This window comes from Sphingomonas sp. BK235 (genome assembly GCF_004345855.1).
Taxonomy (GTDB): domain Bacteria; phylum Pseudomonadota; class Alphaproteobacteria; order Sphingomonadales; family Sphingomonadaceae; genus Sphingomonas.
In genome coordinates this window covers 1,127,969-1,153,973 of the sequence record NZ_SLXN01000001.1, presented here as the reverse complement: position 1 = coordinate 1,153,973, position 26,005 = coordinate 1,127,969, and the positions used below count along the sequence as shown (strand labels likewise).

The 26,005-nt window shown below is 70.6% G+C and carries 20 protein-coding genes; 5 read left to right on the top strand and 15 right to left on the bottom strand.

All coding sequences use genetic code 11. The features are described 5' to 3' along the window. Positions 1-9: 9 nt before the first annotated feature. The 8 genes from EV292_RS05295 to EV292_RS05260 form a co-directional block, all read right to left on the bottom strand. A complete protein-coding gene (locus tag EV292_RS05295; protein WP_132908062.1) occupies positions 10-1,002 on the bottom strand; it encodes a ferritin-like domain-containing protein in 993 nt (330 codons plus the stop codon). A gap of 230 nt (positions 1,003-1,232) precedes the next feature. Then, positions 1,233-2,021 carry a uroporphyrinogen-III C-methyltransferase gene (gene cobA, locus EV292_RS05290; RefSeq protein ID WP_132908213.1) on the bottom strand — a complete coding sequence of 263 codons (789 nt, stop codon included), beginning with the start codon at positions 2,019-2,021 and terminating at the stop codon, positions 1,233-1,235. Further along, a complete protein-coding gene (locus tag EV292_RS05285) occupies positions 2,014-4,617 on the bottom strand; it encodes a nitrate reductase (protein WP_132908061.1) in 2,604 nt (867 codons plus the stop codon). The genes cobA and EV292_RS05285 overlap by 8 nt, the downstream gene beginning before the upstream one ends. Before the next feature lie 34 nt (positions 4,618-4,651). Beyond that, entirely contained in the window at positions 4,652-4,990 is a 339-nt protein-coding gene (nirD, locus tag EV292_RS05280) for a nitrite reductase small subunit NirD (protein ID WP_132908060.1), read from the bottom strand. Continuing rightward, on the bottom strand, positions 4,987-7,467 hold the full coding sequence (gene nirB / locus EV292_RS05275) for a nitrite reductase large subunit NirB (RefSeq protein ID WP_132908059.1): 2,481 nt from the start codon (positions 7,465-7,467) through the stop codon (positions 4,987-4,989). Before nirB ends, nirD begins: the two co-directional genes overlap by 4 nt. Before the next feature lie 38 nt (positions 7,468-7,505). Continuing rightward, positions 7,506-8,744 carry a nitrate/nitrite transporter gene (locus EV292_RS05270; RefSeq protein WP_132908058.1) on the bottom strand — a complete coding sequence of 413 codons (1,239 nt, stop codon included), beginning with the start codon at positions 8,742-8,744 and terminating at the stop codon, positions 7,506-7,508. Positions 8,745-9,040: 296 nt separating this feature from the next. Continuing rightward, a complete protein-coding gene (locus EV292_RS05265; protein WP_132908212.1) occupies positions 9,041-10,237 on the bottom strand; it encodes a CmpA/NrtA family ABC transporter substrate-binding protein in 1,197 nt (398 codons plus the stop codon). Between the two features lie 11 nt (positions 10,238-10,248). Continuing rightward, positions 10,249-10,830: an ANTAR domain-containing protein gene (locus EV292_RS05260; RefSeq protein WP_132908057.1), complete on the bottom strand. Its 582-nt coding sequence runs from the start codon at positions 10,828-10,830 to the stop codon at positions 10,249-10,251. 141 nt (positions 10,831-10,971) lie between these two features. Between EV292_RS05260 and EV292_RS05255 the strand changes: the two genes are divergently transcribed. Then, on the top strand, positions 10,972-12,648 hold the full coding sequence (locus EV292_RS05255) for a beta-xylosidase (RefSeq protein ID WP_207913340.1): 1,677 nt from the start codon (positions 10,972-10,974) through the stop codon (positions 12,646-12,648). Here the strand turns inward: EV292_RS05255 and EV292_RS05250 are convergent. Together EV292_RS05250 and EV292_RS05245 are read right to left on the bottom strand one after the other, a co-directional pair. Beyond that, positions 12,629-13,327: a DUF6445 family protein gene (locus EV292_RS05250; RefSeq protein ID WP_132908056.1), complete on the bottom strand. Its 699-nt coding sequence runs from the start codon at positions 13,325-13,327 to the stop codon at positions 12,629-12,631. The two genes, EV292_RS05255 and EV292_RS05250, sit on opposite strands and share 20 nt — an antisense overlap. A gap of 46 nt (positions 13,328-13,373) precedes the next feature. Beyond that, positions 13,374-13,853 (bottom strand): GAF domain-containing protein, encoded by a 480-nt coding sequence (locus EV292_RS05245; RefSeq protein WP_165927018.1) that lies wholly within the window; start codon positions 13,851-13,853, stop codon positions 13,374-13,376. A gap of 137 nt (positions 13,854-13,990) precedes the next feature. Here EV292_RS05245 and EV292_RS05240 point away from each other — a divergent pair, with 137 nt between their 5' ends. Both EV292_RS05240 and EV292_RS05235 read left to right on the top strand, forming a co-directional pair. Next, entirely contained in the window at positions 13,991-16,525 is a 2,535-nt protein-coding gene (locus tag EV292_RS05240; RefSeq protein ID WP_165927017.1) for an ATP-binding protein, read from the top strand. An 80-nt stretch (positions 16,526-16,605) separates the two neighbouring features. Further along, entirely contained in the window at positions 16,606-17,043 is a 438-nt protein-coding gene (locus tag EV292_RS05235; protein ID WP_132908053.1) for a response regulator, read from the top strand. A 15-nt stretch (positions 17,044-17,058) separates the two neighbouring features. Here the strand turns inward: EV292_RS05235 and EV292_RS05230 are convergent, their stop codons facing one another. Together EV292_RS05230 and EV292_RS05225 are read right to left on the bottom strand one after the other, a co-directional pair. Continuing rightward, positions 17,059-17,841 (bottom strand): DUF1080 domain-containing protein, encoded by a 783-nt coding sequence (locus EV292_RS05230; protein WP_207913339.1) that lies wholly within the window; start codon positions 17,839-17,841, stop codon positions 17,059-17,061. Positions 17,842-17,979: 138 nt separating this feature from the next. Beyond that, positions 17,980-18,468, bottom strand: coding sequence for a cupin domain-containing protein (locus tag EV292_RS05225; RefSeq protein ID WP_243693607.1), 489 nt, complete (start codon positions 18,466-18,468; stop codon positions 17,980-17,982). Positions 18,469-18,640: 172 nt separating this feature from the next. Here EV292_RS05225 and EV292_RS05220 point away from each other — a divergent pair, with 172 nt between their 5' ends. Beyond that, positions 18,641-19,273: a DUF4198 domain-containing protein gene (locus EV292_RS05220; RefSeq protein ID WP_243693606.1), complete on the top strand. Its 633-nt coding sequence runs from the start codon at positions 18,641-18,643 to the stop codon at positions 19,271-19,273. A 12-nt stretch (positions 19,274-19,285) separates the two neighbouring features. Here the strand turns inward: EV292_RS05220 and EV292_RS05215 are convergent, their stop codons facing one another. Both EV292_RS05215 and EV292_RS05210 read right to left on the bottom strand, forming a co-directional pair. Next, positions 19,286-20,056: a hypothetical protein gene (locus tag EV292_RS05215; protein ID WP_132908051.1), complete on the bottom strand. Its 771-nt coding sequence runs from the start codon at positions 20,054-20,056 to the stop codon at positions 19,286-19,288. Continuing rightward, positions 20,056-22,110 (bottom strand): TonB-dependent receptor, encoded by a 2,055-nt coding sequence (locus tag EV292_RS05210; protein ID WP_132908050.1) that lies wholly within the window; start codon positions 22,108-22,110, stop codon positions 20,056-20,058. The genes EV292_RS05215 and EV292_RS05210 overlap by 1 nt, the downstream gene beginning before the upstream one ends. Before the next feature lie 331 nt (positions 22,111-22,441). Here EV292_RS05210 and EV292_RS05205 point away from each other — a divergent pair, with 331 nt between their 5' ends. Continuing rightward, entirely contained in the window at positions 22,442-25,102 is a 2,661-nt protein-coding gene (locus tag EV292_RS05205; RefSeq protein ID WP_165927016.1) for a TonB-dependent receptor, read from the top strand. A gap of 12 nt (positions 25,103-25,114) precedes the next feature. Here EV292_RS05205 and EV292_RS05200 read toward each other — a convergent pair whose 3' ends face one another. After that, positions 25,115-25,864 (bottom strand): sulfite exporter TauE/SafE family protein, encoded by a 750-nt coding sequence (locus tag EV292_RS05200; RefSeq protein ID WP_132908048.1) that lies wholly within the window; start codon positions 25,862-25,864, stop codon positions 25,115-25,117. Positions 25,865-26,005: the final 141 nt, after the last annotated feature.

The window sequence follows — 26,005 nt, the reverse complement described above, 5'->3', positions numbered from 1 at the left end:
GCCGCCTCCTCAATTCGCGCCGGAGCGACGGAGCGCCGGGTTGGCATTGTTGGTCCCGGCGGGGAAGAACCCACCCGAGGTCGCCTGATCGTCGGTGAGATAGGCGATGTTATGGACCTGCTCGACGGTGCGGCTGAAGGCGATCCCGCGCCCGTCGGTGGGGGCGACGTTCGCGGCGGTGCCGTAGATCGAGCGGATCGGTGAGATCCCCTGGTCTGCGCCGTCGGTGCGGCGCGGGGGGCCGTCGTCGTTCTTGTCGCCGTCCAGATCGTCGCGCGCGTCGGAGAGGGCGTCCGCTTTCTCCCGCAGTTCGGGCACATCCACGCCGCGACGGTAGAGCGCGGAGCGGATCAGCCCTGCGTGGAACGCTTCGGCGGCGAGGAGACCCGCCGCGGCATCGATGATGGTGCGATCGGTCAGCAACGGTGCGCCGCCCTTGTAGGCGGTGACGCCGACGTCCTCGAAGAGGAACGCGGCCAGCAGGAAATTGTCGTCGCTCGCGTAAGGGTCGAACACGCCCCCGCTGTCGCGCAGGTCGATGTCCGCCGCGTCGGCGGCGGCGGTGAAGACCGCGGGCGAGAGGTCGATCGCGGGCTGGGCGATCGCGGCGGTCGATAGCAGGCGGCGCAGCGAGGCGACGTGCGCGGCCTCGTCCGCGGCGATCTCGCGTGCATATTGGATCACCTCGGGGTCGGAGAGGCTGGCGCGCCGGGCGCCAGTGACCGCACCCTGGGTCTGGGTGCCGGTCAGCTGGTCCGCGGGCAGGCCCACGCCCGAGGTGGCATAGGCATAGAATTGCGCCTCGAGATATTCGAGGTTCAACGCGAAGTTGAGGATGTCCACGTCGCTCGGCGCGGTCTGGGCATGCGCCGTGCGGGCCATCGCCAGCGCCCCGGTCCCCAGCGCGATCGCGCCCGCGGCGTGGCGGAAGAAGTCGCGCCGCTCGCTCCGCCGCTCCGCGCGTCGCGACAGCGCCGCCTCGACTGTCTCGCTTCCCGGCATCCGACCTCCTCTGCTCGCGCACGCTCGCGCCGGGCGATCGTCGGATCGCCGAGAGGGATACGAGGGGAGGGGCAAAAGGATGCGTGCGCGCGAGGAAACGCGCGCGCGGGCCGGTGAGTGGAGCGTGCGCGGGTCAGCGCAGCAGCGTCGCGGCCAGCGCGACGGCGCAGCAGCCGAGCGTGTACGAGCCGAAGCGCACCCAGCCGCAGCCCGGCCGCGACAGCAGCCGATCAGACCGCCAGTGCATCGTCGCTCCGTCGGCTCGCGCGGGCCGCGTCTGGCGCCGTCGCGGGTGCGGCGAGCGCCTCGCCGATCAGCAGCATCGTCGGCTCGCTGTCGCTGACCGTCTCCACCAGGAAGGCGAGCGACGACAGGCGGCCGCGGATCATCCGCTCGCCCGGCAGCGAGGCGTTGACGACCACGAGCACCGGGGTAGCGGGCGAGCGCCCGGCCGCGATCAGGCCGCGACTGACGCTCGCGGCGGCGGCACGCCCCATATAGATCGCCAGCGTGGTCTCCGGATCGGCGAGGGCGGCCCAGTCCGGACCCTTGTCCTGTCCGGGCATGAGATGCGCCGTCACCAACGTGAGCCGTCGCGCCGCCCCGCGCAGCGTCAGCGCGGTGCCCGCCCCGGCGGCGGCCGCGCTCGCCGCGGTGACTCCGGGACAGATCATCACCCGGATCCCCGCCGCGCGGCAGGCCGCCAGTTCCTCTTCGGTGCGCCCGAAGACCGCGGGGTCGCCACCCTTGAGCCGCACCACCCGTTTGCCCGCGCGCGCGGCGGCGACGATCATCGCGTCGATCGTCGCCTGATCGCGCGAGTGGCGGCCCGACCGCTTGCCGACGCTGACCCGTTCCTGTGCGGGCGCCAGCGCGTCGACGATCGCCGCGCCCACCAGCGCGTCGTAGAAGACGACGTCCGCGGCGGCGATGAGCCGGGCGGCCTTGCGGGTCAGCAGCTCGGGATCGCCCGGGCCGGCACCGACGAGCCAGACCGTGCCCGGTGCGAAATCAACCATGTGCATGGATCGTCTCCCTCGTCTCGGCGAGCAGGCGCGCCAGCGCGGGCCGGCACGAGCCGCATTGTGTCCCGGCGCCGAGCGCGGCGCCGATCGCGGCGACGTCGGCGAGACCCTGGTCGCGGATCGCGGTGGCGATCGTGGCGGCGCCCACGTCGCGACAGGCGCAGACGATCGTGCCGCGATCGACGCTGGGCGTTCGACCGCGCCCCGCGATCACGCTGGCGTCGACGGCGTCGTGTTCGAGCTGCGCGATCAGCCAATCGCGCGCGGGGAGCTGCCCCGTCTCGGTGACGAACAGCGCGGCGGCGAGCCGGCCCCCTGCCAGCACCGCGATCCGCCGCGTGCCCTTCGCCGGATCCGCCATCTCGACGCGCTGACCGGGCGGGAGCAGCCGGTCGAGGAACGATTGCTCGGCCTCGTCACCCGCGAGCTCCCAATATTGCCCGCCACGCACCGACACGCGCGTCGCCCAGAGGCAGTCGGGCGGCGTTGCGCGCGGATCGGCGAGCAGGAGGAAGCCATGCCATCGCGGCACCACCGCGCTGGCCGTGGCGGGGGTGGACTTGAACCCGGGCTGCCCCGAATGCGGGTCAACCAGCGCGCGGGTCAGCAGCCCGGTCCGCCCGCCGCTTGCGGTATGATCGGTCCAGTGGATCGGCGCGAACAGCTCGCCGGGGCGCTGCGCGTCGGTGACCGCGACGCGGTAGAGCGACGCACCGCGCGGGGTCTCGACGCGCGCGAGGCCGCCGTCGCTCAGGCCGAGCCGCGCGGCGTCCTCGGGATGAACCTCGACCAAAGGTTCGATGCGATGGCGCGCCAGCGTCGGCGCGCGCCCGGTGCGGGTCATGCTGTGCCATTGGTCGCGGTAACGGCCGGTGTTGAGCGTCAGCGGCCAGCGCGCCGGCACGTCGGCGGTCGCGCGCTGGCGGACCGACACGAGCCGGGCGCGGCCGTCGGGATGCGCGAAACGACCGTCGGCGAAGGCGTCGCCACCCCAGCGGAACGGCGCCATCGCGTCATAGGCCGCGTTGCCCCCCGCGGCATGACCGTCGAGCCGGAAGAGCCGGGCACCGTCGTTCTCATAAGTCGACAGGCGGCAATGTTCGCGCCAGATCTCGGCGGCGCGATCATAGGAGAAAGCGGTGCGCCACCCCATGCGGCGCGCCACCTCCTTGACGATCCACCAGTCCGGCCGCGCCTCGCCCGGCAGCGGGAGGAAGGCGCGCTGACGGCTGACCCTACGCTCCGAATTGGTGACGGTGCCGTCCTTCTCGCCCCAGGCGGCGGCGGGGAGGCGGACGTGCGCGAGCGCGGCGGTGTCGGTGTCGGCGACGACGTCGCTCACCACGACGAAGGGGCAGGCGGCGAGCGCCTCGCGCACCGCGCCGGCGTCGGGCATCGACACCGCCGGATTGGTGGCCATGATCCAGATCGCCTTGACCTGCCCGTTGCCGACCGCGCGGAACAGATCGACCGCCTTGAGCCCCGGCTTGCTCGCGATCGTCGGCGAGCCCCAGAAGCGTTGGACCCGCGCGCGGTCCTCCGGGCCGAAGCCCATGTGCGCGGCCAGCGTCGAGGCGAGCCCGCCGACCTCGCGGCCCCCCATCGCGTTGGGCTGGCCGGTGATCGAGAAGGGCGCCGCGCCACGGCGGCCGATCCGCCCGGTGGCGAGATGCAGGTTGAGGATCGCATTGACCTGATCGGTGCCCGTGACCGACTGGTTGATCCCCTGGCTGAACAACGTCACGGTGCGCTGGGTCGCGGCGAAGAGCTCGTAGAAGCGGCGCAGCGTCGCGGCCGGTACGTCGCAATGGCGCGCGACGGTCCAGAGATCGCTGCCGTCGCCGAGTTGATCCCAGAAGCCGGCAGGCGTCTCGACATGCGCGGCCAGAAAGGCCGGGTCGAGCGCGCCGACGTCGCGGCACCAGGCGAGCAGCCCGTTCATCAGCGCCACGTCGCTGCCGGGTCGGATCGCGAGATGCAGATCCGCCGCCTCGGCGGTCTCGGTGCGGCGCGGGTCGATCACCACCAGCTTCGCACCGGCGTCGCAGCGCGCGCGCAGCCGCTGGTAGACGATCGGGTGGCACCAGGCGGTGTTCGAGCCGACCAGCACGATCAGATCGGCGGCGTCGAGATCGTCGTAGCTGGCGGGCACGACGTCCTCGCCGAACGCACGAAGCTGCCCCGTCACCGCGCTCGACATGCACAGCCGCGAGTTGGTGTCGATGTTGGCACTGCCGATGAAGCCCTTCATCAGCTTGTTGGCGACGTAATAGTCCTCGGTCAGCAGCTGGCCGGAGACGTAGAAGGCGACGCTGTCGGGGCCGTGCTGCGCGATCGTCTCGCGGAAGCGGCGCGCCACGAGGTCGAGCGCCTTGTCCCAGCCGGCACGACGCGCGCCGATCATCGGGTGGAGCAGCCGCCCGGCCAGCCCCAGCGTCTCGCCGAGGTGCGTGCCCTTGGAGCACAACGAGCCCCGGTTCGCGGGGTGATCGGGATCCCCCGCGATCGCGGCGATACCGTCGGGCGAGGGGGTCGCCAGAACACCGCAGCCGACGCCGCAATAGGCGCAGGTGGTGCGAACCGGCGTCATCGGCGGCCCGCGGCGGGGGTGGCGCGGCGCGGCGTCATGCCGCCGCCTGCAGCGTGCCGGCGCGGCAGATCAGCACCCGCCCGCCGCTCACCTTGACCGGCACCGTCGGCGTGCATCCCTCGTCCTCGCCCAGCGCGGCGCCGCTGCTCAGCGCGATCCGCCAATTGTGCAGCGGGCAGGTCACCGTGCCGCCGTGGACGATGCCCTGGCTGAGCCGACCGTGCTTGTGCGGGCAGCGGTCGCGCAACGCGAACACCTGGTTCTCGCCGGTGCGGAACACCGCGATGTCGTCGCCGCCCTCGACCTGGACGGTGCGGCTGCCGCGCAGCGGGATCTCCTCCACCCAGCCGATATCGAGCCAGTCGCCGGTCATGCCATCTCCTCCACGGGCCGGAAGCGCGCCATCGGCGCATGGATCTCGCGCTGCTCGCCCGCGGCGCGCTGCGCCCAGGGATCGTCCTGCGAGAAGGTCTGCGAGTGGAAGAAGCGCTCGGCCAGCGCGGTGCGCTCGGCCGGATCGGGCAACAGCCGCGACTGGACGTAAGCGAGCCCGACCCGCTCGATCCACGGCGCGGTACGCTCGAGGTAGCGCGCTTCCTCGCGGTAGAGCTGGATGAAGGCCGCGCATGTCTCGATCGCCTCGGCCTCGGTCGCGACCTTGCACAACAGATCGGTCGCGCGGACCTTCATCCCGCCATTGCCGCCGACGTGCAGTTCATAGCCGGAATCGACGCAGACGATGCCGAAGTCCTTGATCGTCGCCTCGGCGCAGTTGCGCGGGCAGCCGCTCACCGCGATCTTGAACTTGTGCGGCATCCAGCTGCCCCAGGTGGCGCGCTCGATCTTGACGCCCAGCCCGGTCGAATCCTGCGTGCCGAAGCGACACCATTCGCTGCCGACGCAGGTCTTCACCGTGCGCAGCGATTTGCCATAGGCATGGCCGCTGACCATCCCGGCGGCGTTGAGATCGGCCCAGACCGCGGGCAGGTCCTCCTTGCGGATGCCGAAGATGTCGAGCCGCTGGCCGCCCGTCACCTTCACCATCGGCGCGTCGTATTTCTCCACGACGTCGGCGATGGCGCGCAGCTCGCGCGGGTTGGTGAGGCCGCCCCACATCCGCGGCACGACCGAATAGGTGCCGTCCTTCTGGATGTTGGCGTGCATCCGCTCGTTGACGAAGCGGCTCTGCTGGTCGTCGACATAGCTGCCGGGCCAGGCGCAGAGGAGGTAATAATTGAGCGCGGGGCGGCACGAGGCGCAGCCGTCGGGCGTGGTCCAGTGCAGTCGCTGCATCACCTCGGGGATCGAGCGCATGTCCTGTGTGACGATCGCGCGGCGCACGTCGTCGTGGCCGAAGCTGGTGCAGCGGCACATCGTCTTCGCCCCGGCCTCGACCGCGTCGCCGAGCCGCAGCGCGAGCAGCGCCTCGACCACGCCGGTACATGAGCCGCAGCTCGCCGACGCCTTGCATCCCGCGCGCACCGCGTCGAGGCTGTGCGCTCCGCCATCGATGCAAGCCAGCACCTTGCCCTTGCTGACGCCGTTGCAGCCGCAGACCTCCGCCGTGTCGGAGAGCGCCGCAACGGCCGCCTTAGGGTCCGTCTGCCCCCCTCCCGAGGCGAAGGCCTGACCGAAGATCAGAAGGTCGCGGATCTCGGCGACGCTCTCGCCCGAGCGCAGCAGGTCGAAATACCAGCCGCCGTCGGCGGTGTCGCCGTAGAGCACCGCGCCGACGAGCCGGTCGCCGCGCACGACGACGCGCTTGTAGACCCCGCGGCTGGCGTCGCGCAGCACGATATCCTCGGCGCCGTCGCCCCCGGCGAAATCACCCGCGGAGAAGACGTCGAGACCCGCGACCTTGAGCTTGGTGGAGGTGGCCGCGGCGCGGTAGCCGCCGGGGCGGTCGGTCAGCCCGTCCGCGAGCGCGCGGCACATGTCCCACAGCGGCGCGACCAGCCCATAGACCTGTCCGTCATGCTCGACGCACTCGCCCACCGCCAGCACCCGGGGATCGGAGGTGACCATCTGATCGTCCACCTGGATGCCGCGCCCCACCGCGAGCCCGGCGTCGCGCGCGAGCGCGACCGAGGGGCGGATGCCGACCGCCATCACGACCAGATCCGCGGGGATGTCGCGCCCGTCCTTGAGCCGCACGCCCTCGACACGGTCGCTGCCGAGGATCGCGGCGGTATCGGCGCCGGTGAGGATGGTCTGCCCGCGCGCCTCGAGCGCGCTCTTGAGCAGCCAGGCCGCGGCCTCGTCGAGCTGACGCTCCATCAGCACGGGCATGAGGTGGAGCACGGTGACCGACATCCCGCGGAGCGCGAGGCCATGCGCCGCCTCCAGCCCGAGCAGGCCGCCGCCGATCACCACCGCATTGCCGCCGCGCGCCGCGGCGGCGAGCATCGCCTCGACATCATCCATGTCGCGGAAGCTGACGACGCCGGGCAGGTCGTGGCCCGGAACCGGGATGATGAACGGGTCCGAGCCGGTCGCGATCAGCAACCGGTCGTAGCCGAGCGTCAGGCCGCTGCGCGCGGTGACGCAGCGTGCGGTGCGGTCGATCGCGGTCACCGGGTCGCCCGCGATCAGCGTGACGTCATGGTCGTCGTACCAGGCGGCGTCGTTGATGACGATCTCGTCGAAGGTCTTCTCGCCCGCCAGCACCGGCGACAGCATGATACGGTTGTAGTTCACGCGCGGCTCGGCACCGAAGATGGTGATGCGGTAGCGGGCGGGATCGCGCGCGAGCAGTTCCTCGATCGCGCGGCAGCCGGCCATGCCGTTGCCGATCACGACCAGATGCTCGCGGCAGTCGACTGTCGAGGGGGGAAGCGGCTGATGTTTCATCGATCGTCCGATCTGGTGAGAGGGGAGGGCGACGGCGCTCAGATGCGCACGCCGGCGGCGGCACCCCAGCTGCGCCGCCAGCGCGCCTTCACCAGCGCCAAGCCTGCGAGCGCTGCGAGCGCGAGCGCGGCGAAGACGAGGAAGCCGGGCGCGTAGCTGCCGGTCCATTGCTGCGCGACGCCGAGCGACGAGGCGAGATAGAAGCCGCCGATCCCGCCCGCCATGCCGACCAGGCCCGTCATCACTCCGATCTCGGCGGCGAAGCGCTGCGGCACGAGCTGGAACACCGCGCCATTGCCGGTCCCGAGCGCCAGCATCGCGACCACGAACAGCGCGAGCGCGGCGGCGATCCCGCTCGCGGCACTGACGCCGACCAGCGCCAGCGCGGCGATGGCGAACACCGCCAGCAGCGTCCGCACCCCGCCGACGCGATCCGCCAGCGCGCCGCCGATCGGGCGTACCAGCGAGCCGGCGAACACGCAGGCCGCGGTGCAATAACCCGCGGTCACCGCGGAGAGGCCGAAGCGATCGGTGAAATAGATCGGCAGGCTCGCCGCCAGTCCGACGAAACCGCCGAAGGTGACCGCGTAGAAGCCCATCAGCCACCAGCAATCGCGCTCGCGCAGCGGGGTGAGAAAGGCGGCGAACGGACGCGGTGCGGGTGGGTTGGGGGCATCCTTGGCGAGCATGAGATAGACGAGCAGCACCAAGGTCAGCGGGACGCAGGCGAGCCCGAGCACCGCGTTCCACCCGAACAGGGCGGCCAGCGTCGGCGCGACCAGCGCGGCGATCACCGTCCCCGAATTGCCCATGCCGGCGAGCCCCATCGCCTTGCCCTGATGCTCCGGCGGGTACCAGCGGCTGGCGAGCGGCAGCGCGATCGCGAACGACGCGCCCGCGATGCCGAGGATCACGCCCAGCGCGAGCGTTCCCGCGAAGCTCGACACCCCCATCGTCCAGGCGATCGCGAGCCCGGCGATCACGATCACCTGGCTGATCGCCCCTGCGCGCTTGGGGCCGATGCGATCGACGATCATGCCGTTGACGACGCGCAGTAGCGCGCCCGCCAGCGTCGGCACCGCGACCATCAACCCCTTCTCGGCCGGGGTCAGGTGAAGCGAGCGCGCGATATCGGGCGCGAGCGGCCCCAGCAGCACCCACACCATGAAGGCGAGATCGAAATACAGAAAGGCCGCGATCAGCGTGGGGGCGTGGCCGCTCGCCCAAAAACCGCTGCCGCGGGTGCTTCCGTCACCTTCCCAGAACGCCGTTGCCATGCTCAACTCCCGGGCGCGTGGCCCAAAGAAAAAGCCGCCAGAACGGCGACCCGGTGAGGGGTGCGTTCTGGCGGCTTCGTTGCCTCCATCGGATCGCGGAACCATCCGCTTTCCGTCAGCGGTGACTCCCCGGCGCTGGAGAGGTGTCGCTGCTATCTCGTGCCGGGCGTCCTTGCCCTGCACGTCAAAGCTGCCTGATTCGCGCCGCCGCGGCAAGCCCCTTTTCGCAGACGCAGCACGCGGTGGCGGCGATCCGGCGCGCTAAAGGAGATGCCGCCGCCGAGGATCCTGACCGCTCAGGGCAGGCCGCGGAGATAACCGGCGATATCCTCGGGATCGAAGGCGCGTCCGTCGAAGAAGCGATCACTTCCCAGCATCAGCCGCCCCTGGGTGGCGCCCGCGCCGATCGGTGCGGTGAGCGCGCCCTCCAGCTTGCTGCTCGCGCCGGGCAGCACCGCGCCCGAGCCGGCCAGCGCGGCGCGATACAGATCGGGGCGGAAGGTCGCCTCGGCGGCGGCGGCCTCGCGCGCCTCGACGCTGCCGCCCTCCCAGCGCACCATCTGCGCGTACAGCCATGCCGCCTGACTGCGCCACGGGAAGTTGGCGGCCTCGCGATGCTGGAACATGAAGTCGGCGAAATGGACCGGGGTGCCGCCGCGCACCAGCCGCACGCGATCGGTGATCGCGCGCAGGATCGCGTCGACCGGCGCGTCGAGATAGGCCGGGCGCGCCAGGATCGCGGCGCTGTCCGCGGCGGTGTCGGGCGCGACGAAATGCGCGGCGGCGGCGTGGAGCGCGCGGATCAGCGCGGCCAGCGTCTCCGGGCGCGCCAGCGCGGTCTCCTGTCGCAGCGCGAGCACCTTCTCGACACCGCGCCGCCAGATCTGCGCGGTCGCCAACGCGATCCGCCCCACCCCGCGGTCGACCGCGATCGAGTTCCATGGCTCTCCGACGCAGATGCCGTCGACCTCGCCCGCGGCGAGCGCATCGGCGGCGAAGGTCGGGCTGGTCACCACGATCTCGACGTCGATGTCCGGGCGCACGCCGACCTCGGCGAGCCAGTAGCGCAGCATGTAATTGTGGCTCGAGTAGCGATGGACCACGCCGAAGCGGAGCGGGCGTCCGGCCGCGCGCCGCTCCAGCGCCACCGCGCGGAGCGCCGCGCCGACCGCGCGCGGGTCGCCCAGCCTGTCCTCCAGCGCGCAGGCGGCGCCCAATGCGGTGGAGAAGGTGATCGCATTGCCGTTGAGCCCCAGCACGAACGGGACCGCGAGCGGCACCGCCGCGCGGTCCCGTCCCAGCGTCGTCGCGATCGCGAGCGGCGCCACCATATGCGCCGCATCGGTCTGACCATAGATCAGCCGGTCGCGCACCGCGGCCCAGGTGAGATCGCGCACCGGCTCGATCGCGATCCCCTCCGCCGCGGCGAAGCCGAGCTCGTGCGCCAGGATCGGCAGCGCGGCGTCGACGAGCGGGAGGAAGCCGATGCGCATCACGTCGTGGCTCACGGCAGGTCTCCCATCAGCGCGTCGCTCGTCACGATCGCCTCGGCCACGTCGGCGATGCGGCGGTTGGAGCTCATGGCATGGCGTCGCAGCATCGCGTAGGCCGCGGGTTCGTCGAGGCCGCGCCGACGCATCAGGATCGCCTTGGCCCGATCGATCGTCTGGCGGTCGGCCAGCGCGCTGCGCGCCGCGGCCAGCTCCTCCTGCAACCGCGAGAAGGCTTGGAAGCGGCGCACCGCGAGGTCGAGCACCGGCTTGATCCGCTGCTTGGCCAGGCCGTCGACGACATAGGCGGAGACGCCGGCATCCACCGCCGCCATCGTCGCCTCCGCGTCCGATTGGTCGACGAACATCGCGATCGGGCGCGCGAGCGCGCGCGACATGGCGAAGAAATCCTCCAGCATGTCGCGGCTGGGATTCTCCAGATTGACCAGCACCACCTCGGGTGCGGCCGCCTCCACCTGCGCCACCAGGGGGCGGTCGCGATCGATCACGACCAGATCGTCGAGGCCCGCCTCGCGCAGACCTTCGGAGATGATGGCCGCGCGCGTGGTGCTGGTGTCGATGATCGCGATCCGCATGCGCGCCCATGCTGCCCCGCAGCATCGCCGGACGCAAGACGCGCTCGCGCGCCGATCCGGCGGCCGGGATCGTGCGGGTTGCGCCTTGCCTCGCGCTCCCGCATCATCGCTCGTGGGGAAAGTGGCGAGGATAAAGCGTCGATGCACCGGATGATGGTCGCGCTCGCCGCGCTGCTGCTGCCAGGCGCCGCCGTCGCCGACCCGGTCGCGTCCGCCGACACCTTCGCGGTGACGATCGACGTCGCGACAGGGAGCGACGCCGGTGCGGTCGAGCCGGTCTGGCGCTTCTTCGGCGCGGACGAACCCAATTACGCGACGATGAAGGACGGGCGCACGACGCTCGCGACGCTGGGCGCGCTGGCGCCGGGGCGGGTCTATTTCCGCGCGCACAATCTGCTCACCTCGGGCGACGGGACGCCCGCGCTGAAATGGGGCTCGACCGGAGTCTACCGTGAGGATGCGCGAGGTCGCGCGATCTATGACTGGACGATCGTCGACCGCATCTTCGATACGTACCGCGCGCGCGGGGTGAAGCCCTATGTCGAGCTCGGTTTCATGCCCGAGGCGCTGTCGACCCGGCCGCACCCCTATCAGCACGACTGGCGTCCCGGCAGCGGCACGCTGCGGACGGGCTGGGCCTATCCGCCGCGCGACTATGCGCGGTGGGAGGAACTGATCCACCGCTGGGTGCGGCATTGTGTCGAGCGCTACGGCCGCGCCGAGGTGGCGAGCTGGTATTTCGAGACGTGGAACGAAGCCAATCTGTCGCAATATTATTGGGCCGGTACGCGCGAGGAGTTCTTCCGCCTCCACGATGCGGCGGTGCGCGGGGTGAAGCGCGCGCTGCCCGAGGCGCGCGTCGGCGGGCCGGACAATGCGGGAGCGGGAGACGATTTCCTCGCCGCCTTCCTGGCGCACGTGCGCGCGGCGGGCACGCCGACCGACTTCCTGTCCTTCCATGCCAAGGGCCAGCCCGAGGTGGTGAAGCATGCGGGAGGCGAGCATGTCCGCATGGGCCTGCGTACCCATCTGCGCGCCGCCGACCATGAGTTCACCACGATCGCCGCCGATCCCGTCTATCGCGACCGGCCGATCGTCATCGGCGAGTCCGACCCGGAGGGCTGTGCCGCCTGTCAGGGGCCGGCCAACGCCTATCGCAACGGCACCATGTACGCGAGCTACACCGCAGCGTCCTTTCCCAGGCTGATCGAGCTGGCGCGTCGCCGCGCGCTGCGGCTCGAGGGTATCCTGACCTGGGCGTTCGAGTTCGAGGACCAGCCACCCTTCGCGGGGTTCCGCCAGCTCACCTCGGGCGGGATCGATCTGCCGGTGATGAACGTCTTCAAGCTCTTCGCCAAGATGACCGGACGCAACCTGCGCAGCGTGTCGGATCGCCAGCTGCCGCTCGACACGATCCTGCGCGACGGCGTGCGCGGCGCCGCCGATGTCGGCAGCGTGGCGAGCCGCGACGGCGACACGGTGTCGGTGCTGGTGTGGCATTATCACGACGACGACGTGGCGGGCGCCAGCGCCGCCGTGCGGTTGCGGCTGACCGACCTGCCGCCCGCCTTCGCCGCCGGCGCGAAGGTGACGGAATATCGCGTCGACGCGCGTCATGCCAACAGCTTCGCGGCGTGGCGCGCGATGGGCTCGCCGATCGCTCCCACCGACGCGCAGCGCGCCGCGCTGCTCCGCGCCGCCGCGCTGGTGCCCAGCACGCCCGCGCCAGCGGCGGTGACCGAGGGGCGCGCCGTGCTGGACCTCACGCTGCCGCGACAGGGCGTCTCGCTGCTGGTCGTCAGTCCGGCGCGTAGGTGACGAAGATATTGGCCGTCAGCCGGCCGCGGCGCGGATCGGGAGAGAGCAGCTCGGGCGCCAGGATCCGCCCCGAATGGAGCAGCTGGCTGCGATAGACCACCACGCGGTTGAAGGCAGCGGCGACCTCGCCGATCCGCTCGAACCAGGGCGCGCCGTCCTCGACATAGCCCGATGACTCGCCCTCGCGCGCGCGGACGGTGCGGAACGCCGCCTCGCGTTCGGCGGTCACCGTCTCATAGCCGGTCGCGCGGTGACGGTAGAATGCGGTGCCGCCGAAGCGCGCGTCGCATAGATAATGGAGGATGGCGAACTGCCAGCGGTCGGTCGTGTCGACATGGGGGGCGCGCTGCGGGCGGCTGAGACGATCGGGCGGCAGCGTGACGATCGAGAAGGCGCAATCGGCCTTGACCGGCCGGATCGCGCCGAGCCCGAAGGTCGCGGCGATCGCGGGGGTGAGGCCGGCCACGATGGTCTCGACATAGGCGCGGGGCGCTGGCGCACGCAGCCCCGGATAACCGCCGGCGGGGCCGAAAGCGGGGGCGAAGGCGAGATCGTCGGCGGCGCGCAGGAGCGTCTCCGGCGCGTCCAGCGCGTCGTCGAGCTGGAGGATCGGTTCGCGTTCGGCGCCGACGACCCCGCTGCGCGCGATCGGGGCGGGGGGCGGGGAAGCCGACGTCATCCACCTGACCTACCACGAAATTGCGTCGCGGGAAGGCGGCGCGACGTCAGCTCTGGTCGGCCGGGCGGAGACGGTGGACCGCGGCGCGTGCGAGCCGCCGGAGCGCGCGGCGATGCTCCGGTGACGGCGCCGCGCGCGGCGCTTGATCCACCCCGCACAACATGCCGATCGCCCGCCCGGGCGCGACCACCAGCGGCGCGCCGACGTAGAAGCGTACCGCCTCCGGTCCCTGCGCGACCGGCAGCGCCGCGAAGCGCGGCTCCGCGCGCAGATCGGGGACGCACAGGATGGTCTCCGGTTCGGCGATCCCATGCGCGCAGACGCATTCCCCGCGCTCCAGCCGGCGCAGGCGCGAGTTGAACTGTCCGGCGACCCACATGGCCTCGTCGTCGACGATCGTCACCAGCGCGGCGGGCGTGTCGAGCAGGCGCGCCGCCGCGGCGGCGATCTCGTCGAGCTCCTCGGCCGCGAGTCGCCAGTCGCGCAGCGGCAGGCCTGCGGCGTCCCAGCCGCCCGCTTCGACCACCGCCGGCACTCGTTCCCTGGCCCAGAACAGCATAACCCCCCGCGCGACGCGACGCGGCCCGTCCTAGCGCGCGAGCGTGAACAAGCGGTTCCGGCTGAACTACGGGCTTGTTAACCATGGAGCGGTACGAACCGCGCATGTCCCACCTGCGCTTCCTGTCGAGCGAGTCGAACCACCGCCTGACGCCCGGCCTGCCGCTCGTGGCCGGTTTCGTCCTGCTGCTGTGCTGTGCCGCGAGTGCCGCGCTGCTCGGCTGGCAGAGCCGCGCCGCCTTTGCCTGGGTCCAGCACACGTTCGAGGTCGGGGCGACGCTGGACGAGGTGCAAATCCACGCGATGCGCGCCGAGATCAACCGGCGCGGATTCGTCCTGACCGGCGACGAGGATCAGCGGCGGACCTATGCGACGTCGCGCGATCGCGCGCTCCCCGCGTTCCGGCGGTTGGAGCGGATGGTCGCGGACAATCCGACGCAGCGCGGCAATGTCGCGGACCTGCGTGCGCGGCTCGACGACCGTTTCGCCAACATGGCCGAGGCCGTGCGGCGGCGCCGCGCCGGCGATCTTGCCGGTGCGATCGCGCTGACCGGCTCGCCGGCGGGCAAGCGCAACACCGCCGCGGTGGTCGCCGCGCTCGACCGTGTCCGGGCCGCCGAACAGCGGCTGCTGGTGGCACGCCAGGAACGCGCGGCGCGGCTCGAGCGGCTCGGGCTGATCACCGGGCTGGCGAGCGCGACGCTGTTGATCGGGCTCGCTGCCTTCGTGATGCGCGAGCGCCGCCGCCAGTTCGCCGATCTGGAACGCGCCAACGATCGGCTCGCACGCGACATGCGTCTGCGCGAGCGCGCCGAGGCCGAGCTGGCGCTCCTTGCCGCCAATGCCACCGACGCGGTGCTGCGCGTCGGGCGCGACGGCACCTGTCTCTACGCCTCGCCCTCGGCGCAGGAAGTCTTCGGGGTAGCGCCGGAGGTACTGATCGGCCAGTCGCTGCTGAGCCTGGTCGATCCCGCCGATCGCGCCGCGGTGCGTGCGAGCCTATCGCGGTTGCTCGACGGGGAGGTGGCGCGTGAGGTCGTGACCTGTCGGCAGGCGCGGCGCGGTGCGGCGCAGACGGACGAGATGCGCTGGCTGGAGGCGAGCACGCGCGCGATCGCGGCGCGGCCGGGCGAGCCGCCGCGCGGTGTGATCGCGTCGGTGCGCGACATCAGCGCGCGCAAGCGACTGGAGCTCGCGCTGGAGGCGGCGCGCGCGCATGCCGAGGTCGCGACCCAGGCCAAGTCGAGCTTCCTCGCCAACATGAGCCATGAGATCCGCACGCCGATGAACGGCGTGCTCGGCTTCGTCGACCTGCTGCTCGCCGCCTCGCCCACCGCGGAGCAGCGCCGCTACCTCGATCTGATGGCGGACTCGGGCCGCGCGATGATGCGTCTGCTCAACGACATCCTCGATCTCGCCAAGATCGAGGCGGGCCAGATGCGCGTCAGCGCCGAGCCTACCGACCTGCGCCATCTGCTGCGCCGCTGTACCGGGCTGATGGCGGCCGTGGCGGAGCAGAAGGGGGTGGGGATGTCGCTCGACATCGCCCCGGCGATCCCGATGCGTCTCATCAGCGATCCGCTGCGCTTGCGACAGATCGTGCTCAACCTGCTCGGCAATGCGGTGAAGTTCACGGCGGCGGGCGAGATCGCCGTGGTCGCGTCGGTCGAGGACGACCGGCTCCGTGTCAGTGTCCGCGACACCGGGATCGGCATCGCCGACGACCGGCTCGAGACGATCTTCGACGAATTCGCGCAGGCGGAGAGCAACACCGCGCGACGTTATGGCGGGACCGGCCTGGGGCTGTCGGTCAGCGCGCGGCTCGCGGGGCTGATGGAGGGGCGGCTGTCGGTGGCGAGCACGCCGGGAGTGGGGACGGTGTTCACGCTCGACGTGCCGCTCCGCCCCGCCGACGTGCCGGTAGCGCTCGCGGTCGAGCCGATTCCGTCGCTTCCGCCACGCGCGCTGAGCGGCGCGCGCGTGCTGATCGCGGAGGATCACGACATCAACCAGATCCTCATCGTCGAGGTGGTGCGCCAGCTCGGGCTGAACGCGACTCTGGTCGGCGACGGCGCGGCGGCGATCGCGGCGGTCGAAGCCGCGGCGGCGGCCGGGCAGCCGTTCGCGCTGGTGCTGATGGACATGCAGATGCCCGTTCTCGACGGGCTGGCGGCGACGCGGCGGCTTCGCGCGGCCGGGGTCACGCCCGAAGCGCTGCCGATCGTGGCGCTCACGGCCAATGCCTTCGCCGAGGATGTCGAGGCATGCCGCGCCGCCGGGATGCAGGCGCATCTCGCCAAGCCGCTGCGCGTCGAGGATCTCGCCGCGACGGTGTCGCGCTGGCTGCGCGTCGCGCCCGCGGTGCCGGCCCCATCGATCAGCCCCGCACTGCGCGCGCGTTTTGCCGCGCGAACCGCGGCGACGCTGGACGCGCTCGAGCGGCTGGCGCGCGGGGAGGGGGGTGACCCGGCGGAGGTGCTGGAGCAGCTCCACAAGCTCGCGGGCACCGCGGCGCTGTTCGGTCAGGCGCGGCTCGGCACGCTGGCGGCGGAGGCGGAAGATGGGCTTCCCGGCTGGATCGGCACCGGACGACACGATCTGATCCGGCAGACGCTCGACGCGCTGCGCGACGCCGCCTGACGCCGGCCAGCCGCCGCGTCGTTAACGCTGCCTTTGCCATTATCTGTCAGGGAAGCCTCCTCTTCGAGGAAGGCGAGCCGATGGCGCACATCATTGTCGCGGATGACGACGATATCTGGGGCGAGCTGGTCTGCGACGCGTTGCGCGGCGCGGGTCACAGCGCGGGCCATGTCACCGACGCGCGCGGCGCGCTCCACGCGATCAAGGCGCGGCGTCCCGATGTGGCGGTGCTGGACTGTAGCATGCCCGAGATGAGCGGCGTGCTGCTGCTGCAGGAACTCCGCAAATCGCCGCACCTGTTCGACCTGCCCGTGCTGATGCTGACGGGGCGGCGCAACGAGCAGGACGTCCAGCTCGCCTATTTCGCTGGCTGCAACGATTATCTGAAAAAGCCGTGCGACCCCGAGGAAGTGGTCTATCGCGTCGCGCGGCTGCTCGAGAAATTCCCGCCCGCGGCCCCTGTGAGCGCGCTGCCCTCGCGCGTCGCCGGGTTCGGCCGGCGCCAGCCCGGTCGCTGACGCCGGCGCGGCGCATCACTTGGGATCGGGCAGCTCGCGCACCCAGATGTTGCGGAAGCTGATCGGCTGGCTGGGGTCGCCGTGGTCCTGCAGCTTGATCGGCGCCTTGCCGTGCGGCTTGTAGCTGGGCTTGCCGATATAGACCGTCCCGCCGCGCACCTCGGTATGATCCTGCACCAGCACGCCGTTGACATAGCCGGTGACGAAAGCGGGCCGGGTCACCGCGCCGTCGGCGCCGAAGCGCGGTGCCTCGAAGGTGACGTCGATCGTCTGCCACTCGCCCGGGCGACGCGCCGGATTGGCGAGCGGCGGCGTCTGCTTGTAGATCGCGCCGAGCTGCCCGTTGACGTAGGTCGGGTTGTTGTAGCTGTCCATGATCTGGAACTCATAGCCGTCGTCGCCCGGCCCGGTGGAGGCGAGGAACAGCCCGCTGTTGCCGCGCGCCTGACCCTCGCCGGTGATGTTGGCGGGGATGCGATATTCGAGGTGGAGCTGGTAGCTGCCGAACGCTTGGCGGGTCTGGATATTGCCCGTCCCCTTCTTCACCGTGAAGGCGCCGTCGGCGACCGTCCAGCCCGCGGCGCCGCCGGTCTTCACCGCGCTCCAGCGGTCCAGTCCCTTGCCGTCGAACAGGACGATGGCGTCGGCGGGCGCGGCCCAGCCGGCGAAGGCGCCGGGCGTGACCACCGGCACGGCGGGCGACCATTGTTCGGTCGCCTTGGGGTCGCCCTGCTGGCCCTGGGCCACCGCCGTCGCCGCCGTGAGCAACAGTCCGGTGCCCAGCACGATACCCTTCATAGCTCTCATCCTCTTGACACTCCTGTGCGTTCCAGCCCGCGGGCGAGGCGCCTTGGTAGCCGCTCGGACGGCGCGGTCAAAGGCGAACGCGCCGAGGCGCGCCGGACCGCGGCGTGATCCTCGCCGCGCGACACGGCCTCAGCGCCGCCCCGGCACCTTCATCCCGAGCAGCACCAGACGCTCGCCGGTGATGCCGAACCAATGCGGCACCCCCGCGGGGATCAAGATCACGTCGCCGGGCGCGAGCGCGCGGCTGCTCCCGCCCTCGATCGTCTCGCCCTCGACCAGTCCGGGCTTGCTGGTACGGGACCGCGCGAGCGTGCCGCCCGAGACCAGCGTGCCCTTGCCCTCGACCACCATCGCATATTCGGCCTCGCTGGGGTGGAGCGCGGGACGACCGGGCTTCTTCCAGATCTCGATCGCGGCGACGTTGGTGCCGTCGCCAACGAGCGGGCGCCACATGAAGCCCTGATCGGGTCGCATCTCGGCGAGCATCGCGGCGACCTGCGTGCGCACGCGCGCGGCGTCGGCGAAGCCGGGCGGCGTGGCGTCGCTCGTCTGGGCGCTGCCCGGTGCCGGCATCGTCGCCGCGCCGCACAGCGCGAGCCCCATGATCGCGTGTCTCACTTTTTTCTCTCCCGCTCGCCACCCTGCGCGGCCTGTACCAACGATGGCACAAGCGGGTCGGTGGAGGGAAGCGTGCCCCGACGCGCACGCTAATGCGAGCGACTTGCATCTGTGACGGGTGCGGTTTAGGGCCGTGGCCGGGCGCTGCTCGCGCGAAAACGGGAGATCGGACATGAAGATCAAGATGATGCTCGCGGCGATGCTGTTCGTCGCGCCCGCGCTCGCCTCGGCGCATGAGGTGTGGATCGAGCGCGACGGCGACGGGCCGGCACGTATCTATCTGGGCGAGCCCGGCGAGCCCAAGCCCGCGGGCGGCGATCCCGAGTTCGCCAAGCTCAAGGCCCCCAAGTTGCTGCCGGCCACGGCCGCGGCGATGACGCGCAAGGCGGGGTATCTCGAAGTGGCGGTGCCGCGCGGCGACGTGCGTGCCTGGGACGATAATGTCTTCGCCCCGTGGGGACCGGAGGGCAAGCGCGAGGCTGTGGTCTATTACGCGCGTGCCGGGCGCAGCGGCGCGGGGGCGACGATGCCGCTTGAGATCGCGCCGGTCAGCGCCGCCGCGAACAGCTTCGTGGTGACTCGCGCCGGCCAGCCGCTGACGAACCATGACGTCACCCATATCACGCCGCAACGCGTCACCCGGACGCTCAAGACCGACGCGCAGGGTGTCGTCGCGCTCACATCGGCCGAGCCGGGGCGCCACTTGCTCAGCGCCGCGACCAAGGACGAGGGGAAGGTGACGGTCGGTGGATCGACCGTGCAGACCCTGCATCGGATCACCACCACGACCTTCACCGTCGACTGATCGACCGGCGGTTCAGCGCGGCTCGGCGGCGATCACATAGTCGTGGCCGCACGCCAGCCCGCCGCGCTCCGCCGCGGTGGCGAGTGCCTCTGCCCGGAGCGCGTCGGCCTGCGCGGCGAGCGCGGTTGCGAGGCCGCGATCGGCGAGACGCGCGAGGCGCGGCGCCAGCATCGCGAGCTGCGCCTCGATGAAGCGCGCACCGAAGCGGATCGGGAACCGCCGCGCCGCGATCGGCTCGAACCCTGACCGGCGCAGATGGTCGATCACCCATTCCGCGGGATATTCGCGATAGGGTCGCTCGCCCGCGAGCAACAGACAGGCGTCGCGCAGCCGACCGATCCGCCAGATCAGCCGCGTCGCGGGCTCGTCGGGCGGGTCGAGCGTGACATAAGGGTCGAGCCCGACGACATAGAGCCGCTTCGCGGTGAGCGGCCGCAGCCGCGCGAACAGCCGCGTCTGGAAATAGGGCGCGAACCCCTCCACCGCGCCGAGCAGATAGTCGGCGAGCACCGTGTCATAGCGTTCGTCCGCGAGCAGCGTCGGATCGGCCCAATTCCCCAGCACGATGCGGTCGGCCGTCCGCCGTGTCGCCGCGGTCAGGTCGCGGACCTGACGCGCATGGCCTTCCGCCCCGGTCACCGCGGTCCAGCGCTCGGTCGCGAGCGAGCCGATCCAGCGGATCGATCCCGACCCCGTCCCGGCATCGAGCAGCGCGCCCCAGGGCAGATCGCCCTGGAGCGCCTCGATATGCGCGAACAAGGTGGTGGCCGCGGCCTCGGGCATCAGAACAGCGCCCGCAGCCCCACCACCAGGTTGCGCCCGCGCAGCGGCGACGCGTCCTTGATGAAGGAAGCGTGGTTGAACGCCAGCGCGTTGGTCAGGTTGCTGCCGCGTACATAGAGTTCGGCGCTGCGCTCGCCGAGCGGCAGGCGATAGGCGAGCGTGGCGTTGACCATGTCATAGCCGGGGGTACGGGTCTCGAACGTGGCGATGCGGCCCTGCTCGAAGACGCGGAAATATTCGGCGTCCGCACTGAAGGCGCCGACACGCGCGTCGGCGCGTCCACCGAGGCGGCCGGCGGGGATGCGCGGCAGGTTCCCGAGGCCGTCCTTGAGGCGCGCGCGGACATAGTCGCCGAACAGCGCGGCACCGAGGCCCGGCGCGAAGGCGTGATGGATCTCGCCGTCGATCCCGGTGAAGGTCGCGTCGCGCGCGACATAGCGGATCAGGCGGAAGTCCTCGAACCGGTCGAGCGTGTCAGCGAAGACATAGCCGTCGAAGTCCTGATGATAGGCGCCGAGCGTGAAATGGGTCGCGCCCGCGGTACGGCGCAGCGTCACGTCGATCGAGCGCGCGGTCTCCTTGCCGAGCGTCGCGCTGCCCAGCTCATAGGTGTTGGTGGCGAGGTGGACGCCGCGCGCGAACAGCTCCTGCGCGGAGGGCGCCCGCTGCGATCGCGCGAGCGACACCGCGACCGAATAGCCGCCGCTCGTCTCCCAGATCGCGGCGCCCGACACGGAGAAGGGGCGATGCTCGGCGCGGCGCTGGAGCGTGGTCGCGACCGACTGCCACTCGTGCCGCGCAGCGACCTCGAAGCGGACGGCGCCCGCCTGGAGCGTCTCGAGCGCGAACAGCGCGGTGTTGCGCGTGTCGCTGCGCGGCAGATAGGCCTCGGCGCCATCGGCGGTGAAGACGCTCTCGATACGCTGCACGCCGAAGGTGCCGCGCAGCGCACCGAACAGCGGCTTGTGCGCGAGTTCGAAGCGGAGGTCGTTGCCCTTGTTGCGGAAGGTCGTGGCGATCGCACCGTCCTCGATCTCGTCGTGGCGATAGCGCGTGAAGGCCATGCGCAGCCGAACGCGCTCGAAGCCGGGCAGGGGATCCTCATAGTCGCTGCGGATGTCGAAACGCTCGCTGCGCAAGTCGACATAGGGCACGGCGTCATGCTCGTGGTCGTGATCATGGTCATGATCGTGGTCGTGCGAATGGTCGTGGCCGCCGCAATGGAGGCTGCTGCCGTGCGGGTGACAATCCTCATAATCGTGGGCATGGCCGGGCAGGCCATAAGTGCTGCGCTGATCGGTGTAGGCGACACCCAGATAGCCGCGCTCACCCACCCAGGCGCCACCGACGGTGAAGGTGGACGTGTCATTGTACGAGCCGGCGACGTGGCGCTCGCCGAAGGAGGAGGGCACGCGATAGTCGTCGCTCGACCGATGCACGCCCTCCACCCTCACCGCGAAATTGCCCAGTCCGGCGGTCAGGCCACCCACGATCGAGCGCTCGTCATCGGCACTGCCGATGCGGCCCTCGGCGACGCCTTCGATGCCAGCGCGCGGGATCGTGGTCGGGATCTTGCTGTCGAGCAGATTGACCGCCCCGCCGATCGCGCCGCCGCCGTAGAGCAAAGTGGCGGGGCCGCGTAGCACCTCGATGCCGTTGAGCAACAAGGGCTCAGTTACCACGGCGTGGTCGGGTGAGACGCGCGAGGCGTCCTGGATCGCCGACGAGTCCGAGAGGACCTGCACGCGCGGGGCGGTCTGGCCGCGGATCACCGGTCGGCTCGCGCCGCCGCCGAAATTGTCGAAGGTGACGCCGGGTTGACCGGCGAGCGTCTCACCGAGCGTCGCCTGGCGCCGGTGCACCAGTTCGTCGCCGGTGAGCGTCAGCACGGGCGTAACGGTCTCGTCGGCGCGTTGCTGGAGCACGGAGGCGGTGACGACGATGTCGTCCGCGCGGTGGGTGCCGGCGGGCGCGGCATCGGTCTGGCCATGCGCAGGCAGCGCGCCCACCAGCGCGCCGGTCGCAGCGAAGGAAGTGAGTAAAGGACGGATCATGATGTGGTCTCCCCGCCGCGGCTGATATGAGACGATATGTTATATCTCAAATGACGTAATGTTTCCGGGCAGTTGGCCCGCGCCGTTCGATCTCGGCGTCCGACTATGTGGCCCGCGCGGGAGCGGATCGGCCCGGCCGCGGCGCGCCTTTGGCTCTGCGCCGGTGCGGGCACCAGCCTCGATCGCTCGCAAGCAGGATGCATTTGCCCACCAAAACGGTGGCTTAGCTGACCAGCCTCTTGGAAAGTTGCTTGACCAATCAAACATATTTGTCTTACTTTATTGCTGTCAGATCGCGCGGCAACGTACCGCGCCGACGAGGGAGAGGGTCGTGAGAACACGCTTCTGGAGCGCCAGCCTGGCGTCCATCATGCTGGTCGCCGAGGCATCTGCGCAGGTCGCATCGCCGCCCACGGGTGCGGACACGGGGGCGGCACAGCCGGAAGCGGAGCCGGTGCAAGTCGGCGGCAGCGGCGATATCGTCGTACTCGGCACGCGTGGCAGCGACCGGTCGGCGCAGGACACCAAGCGCGAGTCCGACCAGATCGTCGACTCGGTCGTCGCCGAGGACATCGGCGCGCTCCCCGACTTCAACGTCGCCGAAGCGCTCCAGCGCGTCGCGGGCGTCGCGCTCGATCGCAACGAGTTCACCGGCGAAGGCTCGGGCGTCAGCGTGCGCGGGTTGAACCAGATCACCACGTCGCTCGCGGGGCGATCGATCTTCTCCGGCGTCGGGCGGGCGCTCAACCTCGGCGAGATCCCGGCGGGGCTGGTCGGTCGGGTCGACGTCTACAAGAGCCCGCAGGCCGACCAGATCGAGGCCGGACTGGGCGGCACGGTCGACGTCAAGCTGCGCAGTCCGGCCGACCTCAAGAAGCTCACCGTCTCGGCCACCGCGCGCGGCATCTACCGGCGCCTGAGCGACCGGGTGAACCCCAGCTTCTCCGGGCTGATCGGGGACAATTGGCAGGTGGGCGACGGGCGACTGGGCGTCCTCATCTCGGGCATCTACGATCGCCGCAACTTCCGCACCGACCGGCTCGCGATCGATGCCTTCGCCGATCGGCGCAACCTCGTCGACCGCAACGGTGACGGCCTGGTCAACGACAACAATCCCGCGGACAGCCTCTACGTCCCGACCACGCTGACGACGCGCTATTCGCTGGGCGAGTTCGAGCGCTGGGCACTTGGCGGACGCATCCAGTACAAGGTGCCGGGCGAGTACGAATTCTACGTCGACGGCATCTACAACAGCTACACCGGGACGCAGGACCATTCGTTCATCGCCGCGCGGCTCAACCAGACACTCTATGGCGCGCGCGCGACCCTGCCGAGCTACACGGTGCGACCCGACGGCATGACCTTCGAGTCAGGGACGTTCGCCAACGTGCCCTTCCAGTCCACCACCTACATCCAGGACGAGCGCAACTCGGTGTGGCAGGGCGCGGTCGGCTTCAAACTCTATTCCGGCCGGCTCCAGGTGAGCGGCGACACCAGCCTGCTCAAGAGCAAGAAGAACGAGATCCGCCGCGACCTCACCACTGGCGGGATCGCGCCCAATTTCCTGATGGACCTGCGACCGGAGACACCCTTCTACGATTATCAGGGTATCGACCTGCTCGACCGCGCCGCCTATCGGCCCGACCGCATCTCGACCTACAATTACCCCAATGAGGGGCGGGAATGGGCGACGCGGCTCGACGTGATCGCGCAGCTCGACCTGCCCGTGCTTGAATCGCTGCGCTGGGGCGTCCGACTGACGCGGCGCACGGCGGACCGGATCGGCTTCGACGAGGGGATCAGCCTGATCGGCCGTACCCCCAATCCCGCGCTGGCCGACACGCTCGATTCGACCCCGGACGATCTCTTCGCCAACCGGTTCGACCTGGTCGACACGGTCTGGTCGCGGCCGACCCCCGGTGCGGTGCGAGACTTTCGTGGGCTGCTGCGCGCTTATGGCATCGCGGAGGATTTCCCGGCGCTGGAGCCGCTGCTGGCCTATTCGTTCGACGAATCGACGCGCGCGGCCTATGCGATGGCGACGATCCGCCAGGAGATCGGCACGATGCGGCTCACCGGCAACGTCGGCCTGCGCTATATCCGGACGCGCCAGGACGCCAATGGCTATCGCACCGGGATCGCGTCGGGCGAGTTCGAGCCGGTGGATATCGATCGTCAGTATAGCGCGCTGCTGCCGAGCGCGAACCTGGCGCTGCGGATCACCCCCGATATCGTCGTGCGCGGCGCCTATTCGGAGGTCGTCTCCAAGCCGAGCTTCCTCGATCTCTCGCCGACGCGGACGCTCGACTATGACACGTTCGAGGGATCGGGGGGCAATCCCCAGCTTCGGCCCTATCGCGCCAACCAATATGACGCCACCGTCGAATGGTATTTCGGCCGTCCGGGTTTCGTCTACCTCGGCTATTTCAAGAAAGACATCGACGGTTATTATCAGCGCGTGTCGATCCCCGAGGTGATCGACGGTCAGGTTTTCCAGATCGACCAGTTGGTCAACGCCGACGCCGCCAAGGTGGATGGCTGGGAATTCGGCTACCAGCAGCAATATGACTTCCTGCCCGGCCCGTTGCGCGGTTTCGGCGGCCGGTTCAGCTTCACCCACATCAATTCCAGCCGGTACAACAGCTCGCTCCAGCGGCGCGAGCCCCTCTCCGGCCTGTCGCCGAACTCGTACAATGCCTCGCTGACCTACGAACTGTCCAAATTCCGTGCTCGCCTCGCGTACAATTGGCGCGAGAGCTATCCGATCAACCTCAACCCGGGCGGCGCGCTGAACCTGCCGCAGACGCGGGAGTCGTTCGGTATCTGGGACGCGAGCGCGACCTATCAGCTGCGCGACAACATCGCCTTGTTCGTCGACGTCGCCAACATCACCAACCAGCGCGGCACCGAGGTCTATACCGTCGCGGAGCGCCCGCGTTCCTATTTCCTCAGCGACCAGACGTTCGGCTTCGGCATCCGCGCCAATTTCTGACGGCGCGCCCGCTCATCGCAGCGCTTCCCACACCAGGATCACGCCCACGCCGATCATCAGCACGTAGATGGCGGTGAAGAAGCGCTCGGGCGCGATCCGTCGCACCAGTTTGACCCCGGCGACGGTCGCGACCAGCGCGACCGGGAGCAGCGCGAGTGACGTGAGCAGGTTCGCGCGCGTGAATTGCCCCAGCGCGAGATAGGCGGGAACCTTGATCCAGTTCACCGCGGCGAAGAAGATCGCGGTGGTGCCGACCAGCCGCTCGCGCGGCAGGTCGCGCGGCAGCACCCAGAGCTGGAAGGGGGGCTGGCCCGCGTGCGCGATCTGGCTCGTGAAGCCGGACGCGACCCCGAACAGGCTGCCGACCCATTCGGGCCAGCGCGCCGCCGTCCGTCCGCGCGGCCGCCGCGCGACGCGCAGCCGGTAGAGACCGAACAGGATCGAGATCAGTCCCACCGCCGCCATCACCGCGGCGGGGGAGACGCTCGCGGCGAAGCCATAGCCGAGCGCGATCCCCAGCGCCGCACCCGGCAGCATCCAGCCGAGCAGCGGCCAATCGACGGTGCGACGAAATGCCCACACCCCGACGACGTCCTGCGCGATCAGCAGCGGCAGCGTGATCGCGGCGGCGCGCACCGGATCGATCGCCAGCGCGATCAGCGGCAGCGACAGCGCGCCCATCCCCGCGAACCCCCCCTTGGCAAGGCCGAGCAGGATCACGGCCGGGATCGCGAGCGCGTAGAATTGCCAATCGGTGATCATCGCGCCTCGCTAGCCGCTTTGTCGCGCCGCTCCTACCGCGACGCTTCGTGTCGATTGATGGCCAAAATCCGGTTGGTCATTTTAGCCACTGGACTTTATGGTAAGGCAAACTATCCAAAGGGTCAGGAGACGAGAGGCGGC

Excerpts from the sequence above, each read along its gene's own strand:
- EV292_RS05255 (WP_207913340.1), top strand. The coding sequence starts at position 10,972 with ATGCACCGGATGATGGTCGCGCTCGCCGCGCTGCTGCTGCCAGGCGCC.
- nirD (WP_132908060.1), bottom strand. The coding sequence starts at position 4,990 with ATGACCGGCGACTGGCTCGATATCGGCTGGGTGGAGGAGATCCCGCTG.
- EV292_RS05220 (WP_243693606.1), top strand. The coding sequence starts at position 18,641 with ATGAAGATCAAGATGATGCTCGCGGCGATGCTGTTCGTCGCGCCCGCG.
- EV292_RS05270 (WP_132908058.1), bottom strand. The coding sequence starts at position 8,744 with ATGGCAACGGCGTTCTGGGAAGGTGACGGAAGCACCCGCGGCAGCGGT.
- EV292_RS05265 (WP_132908212.1), bottom strand. The coding sequence starts at position 10,237 with ATGCGCATCGGCTTCCTCCCGCTCGTCGACGCCGCGCTGCCGATCCTG.
- EV292_RS05215 (WP_132908051.1), bottom strand. The coding sequence starts at position 20,056 with ATGCCCGAGGCCGCGGCCACCACCTTGTTCGCGCATATCGAGGCGCTC.
- EV292_RS05285 (WP_132908061.1), bottom strand. The coding sequence starts at position 4,617 with ATGACGCCGGTTCGCACCACCTGCGCCTATTGCGGCGTCGGCTGCGGT.
- EV292_RS05235 (WP_132908053.1), top strand. The coding sequence starts at position 16,606 with ATGGCGCACATCATTGTCGCGGATGACGACGATATCTGGGGCGAGCTG.
- nirB (WP_132908059.1), bottom strand. The coding sequence starts at position 7,467 with ATGAAACATCAGCCGCTTCCCCCCTCGACAGTCGACTGCCGCGAGCAT.
- EV292_RS05240 (WP_165927017.1), top strand. The coding sequence starts at position 13,991 with ATGTCCCACCTGCGCTTCCTGTCGAGCGAGTCGAACCACCGCCTGACG.
- EV292_RS05295 (WP_132908062.1), bottom strand. The coding sequence starts at position 1,002 with ATGCCGGGAAGCGAGACAGTCGAGGCGGCGCTGTCGCGACGCGCGGAG.
- EV292_RS05200 (WP_132908048.1), bottom strand. The coding sequence starts at position 25,864 with ATGATCACCGATTGGCAATTCTACGCGCTCGCGATCCCGGCCGTGATC.
- EV292_RS05230 (WP_207913339.1), bottom strand. The coding sequence starts at position 17,841 with ATGAAGGGTATCGTGCTGGGCACCGGACTGTTGCTCACGGCGGCGACG.
- cobA (WP_132908213.1), bottom strand. The coding sequence starts at position 2,021 with ATGGTTGATTTCGCACCGGGCACGGTCTGGCTCGTCGGTGCCGGCCCG.
- EV292_RS05260 (WP_132908057.1), bottom strand. The coding sequence starts at position 10,830 with ATGCGGATCGCGATCATCGACACCAGCACCACGCGCGCGGCCATCATC.
- EV292_RS05210 (WP_132908050.1), bottom strand. The coding sequence starts at position 22,110 with ATGATCCGTCCTTTACTCACTTCCTTCGCTGCGACCGGCGCGCTGGTG.
- EV292_RS05250 (WP_132908056.1), bottom strand. The coding sequence starts at position 13,327 with ATGACGTCGGCTTCCCCGCCCCCCGCCCCGATCGCGCGCAGCGGGGTC.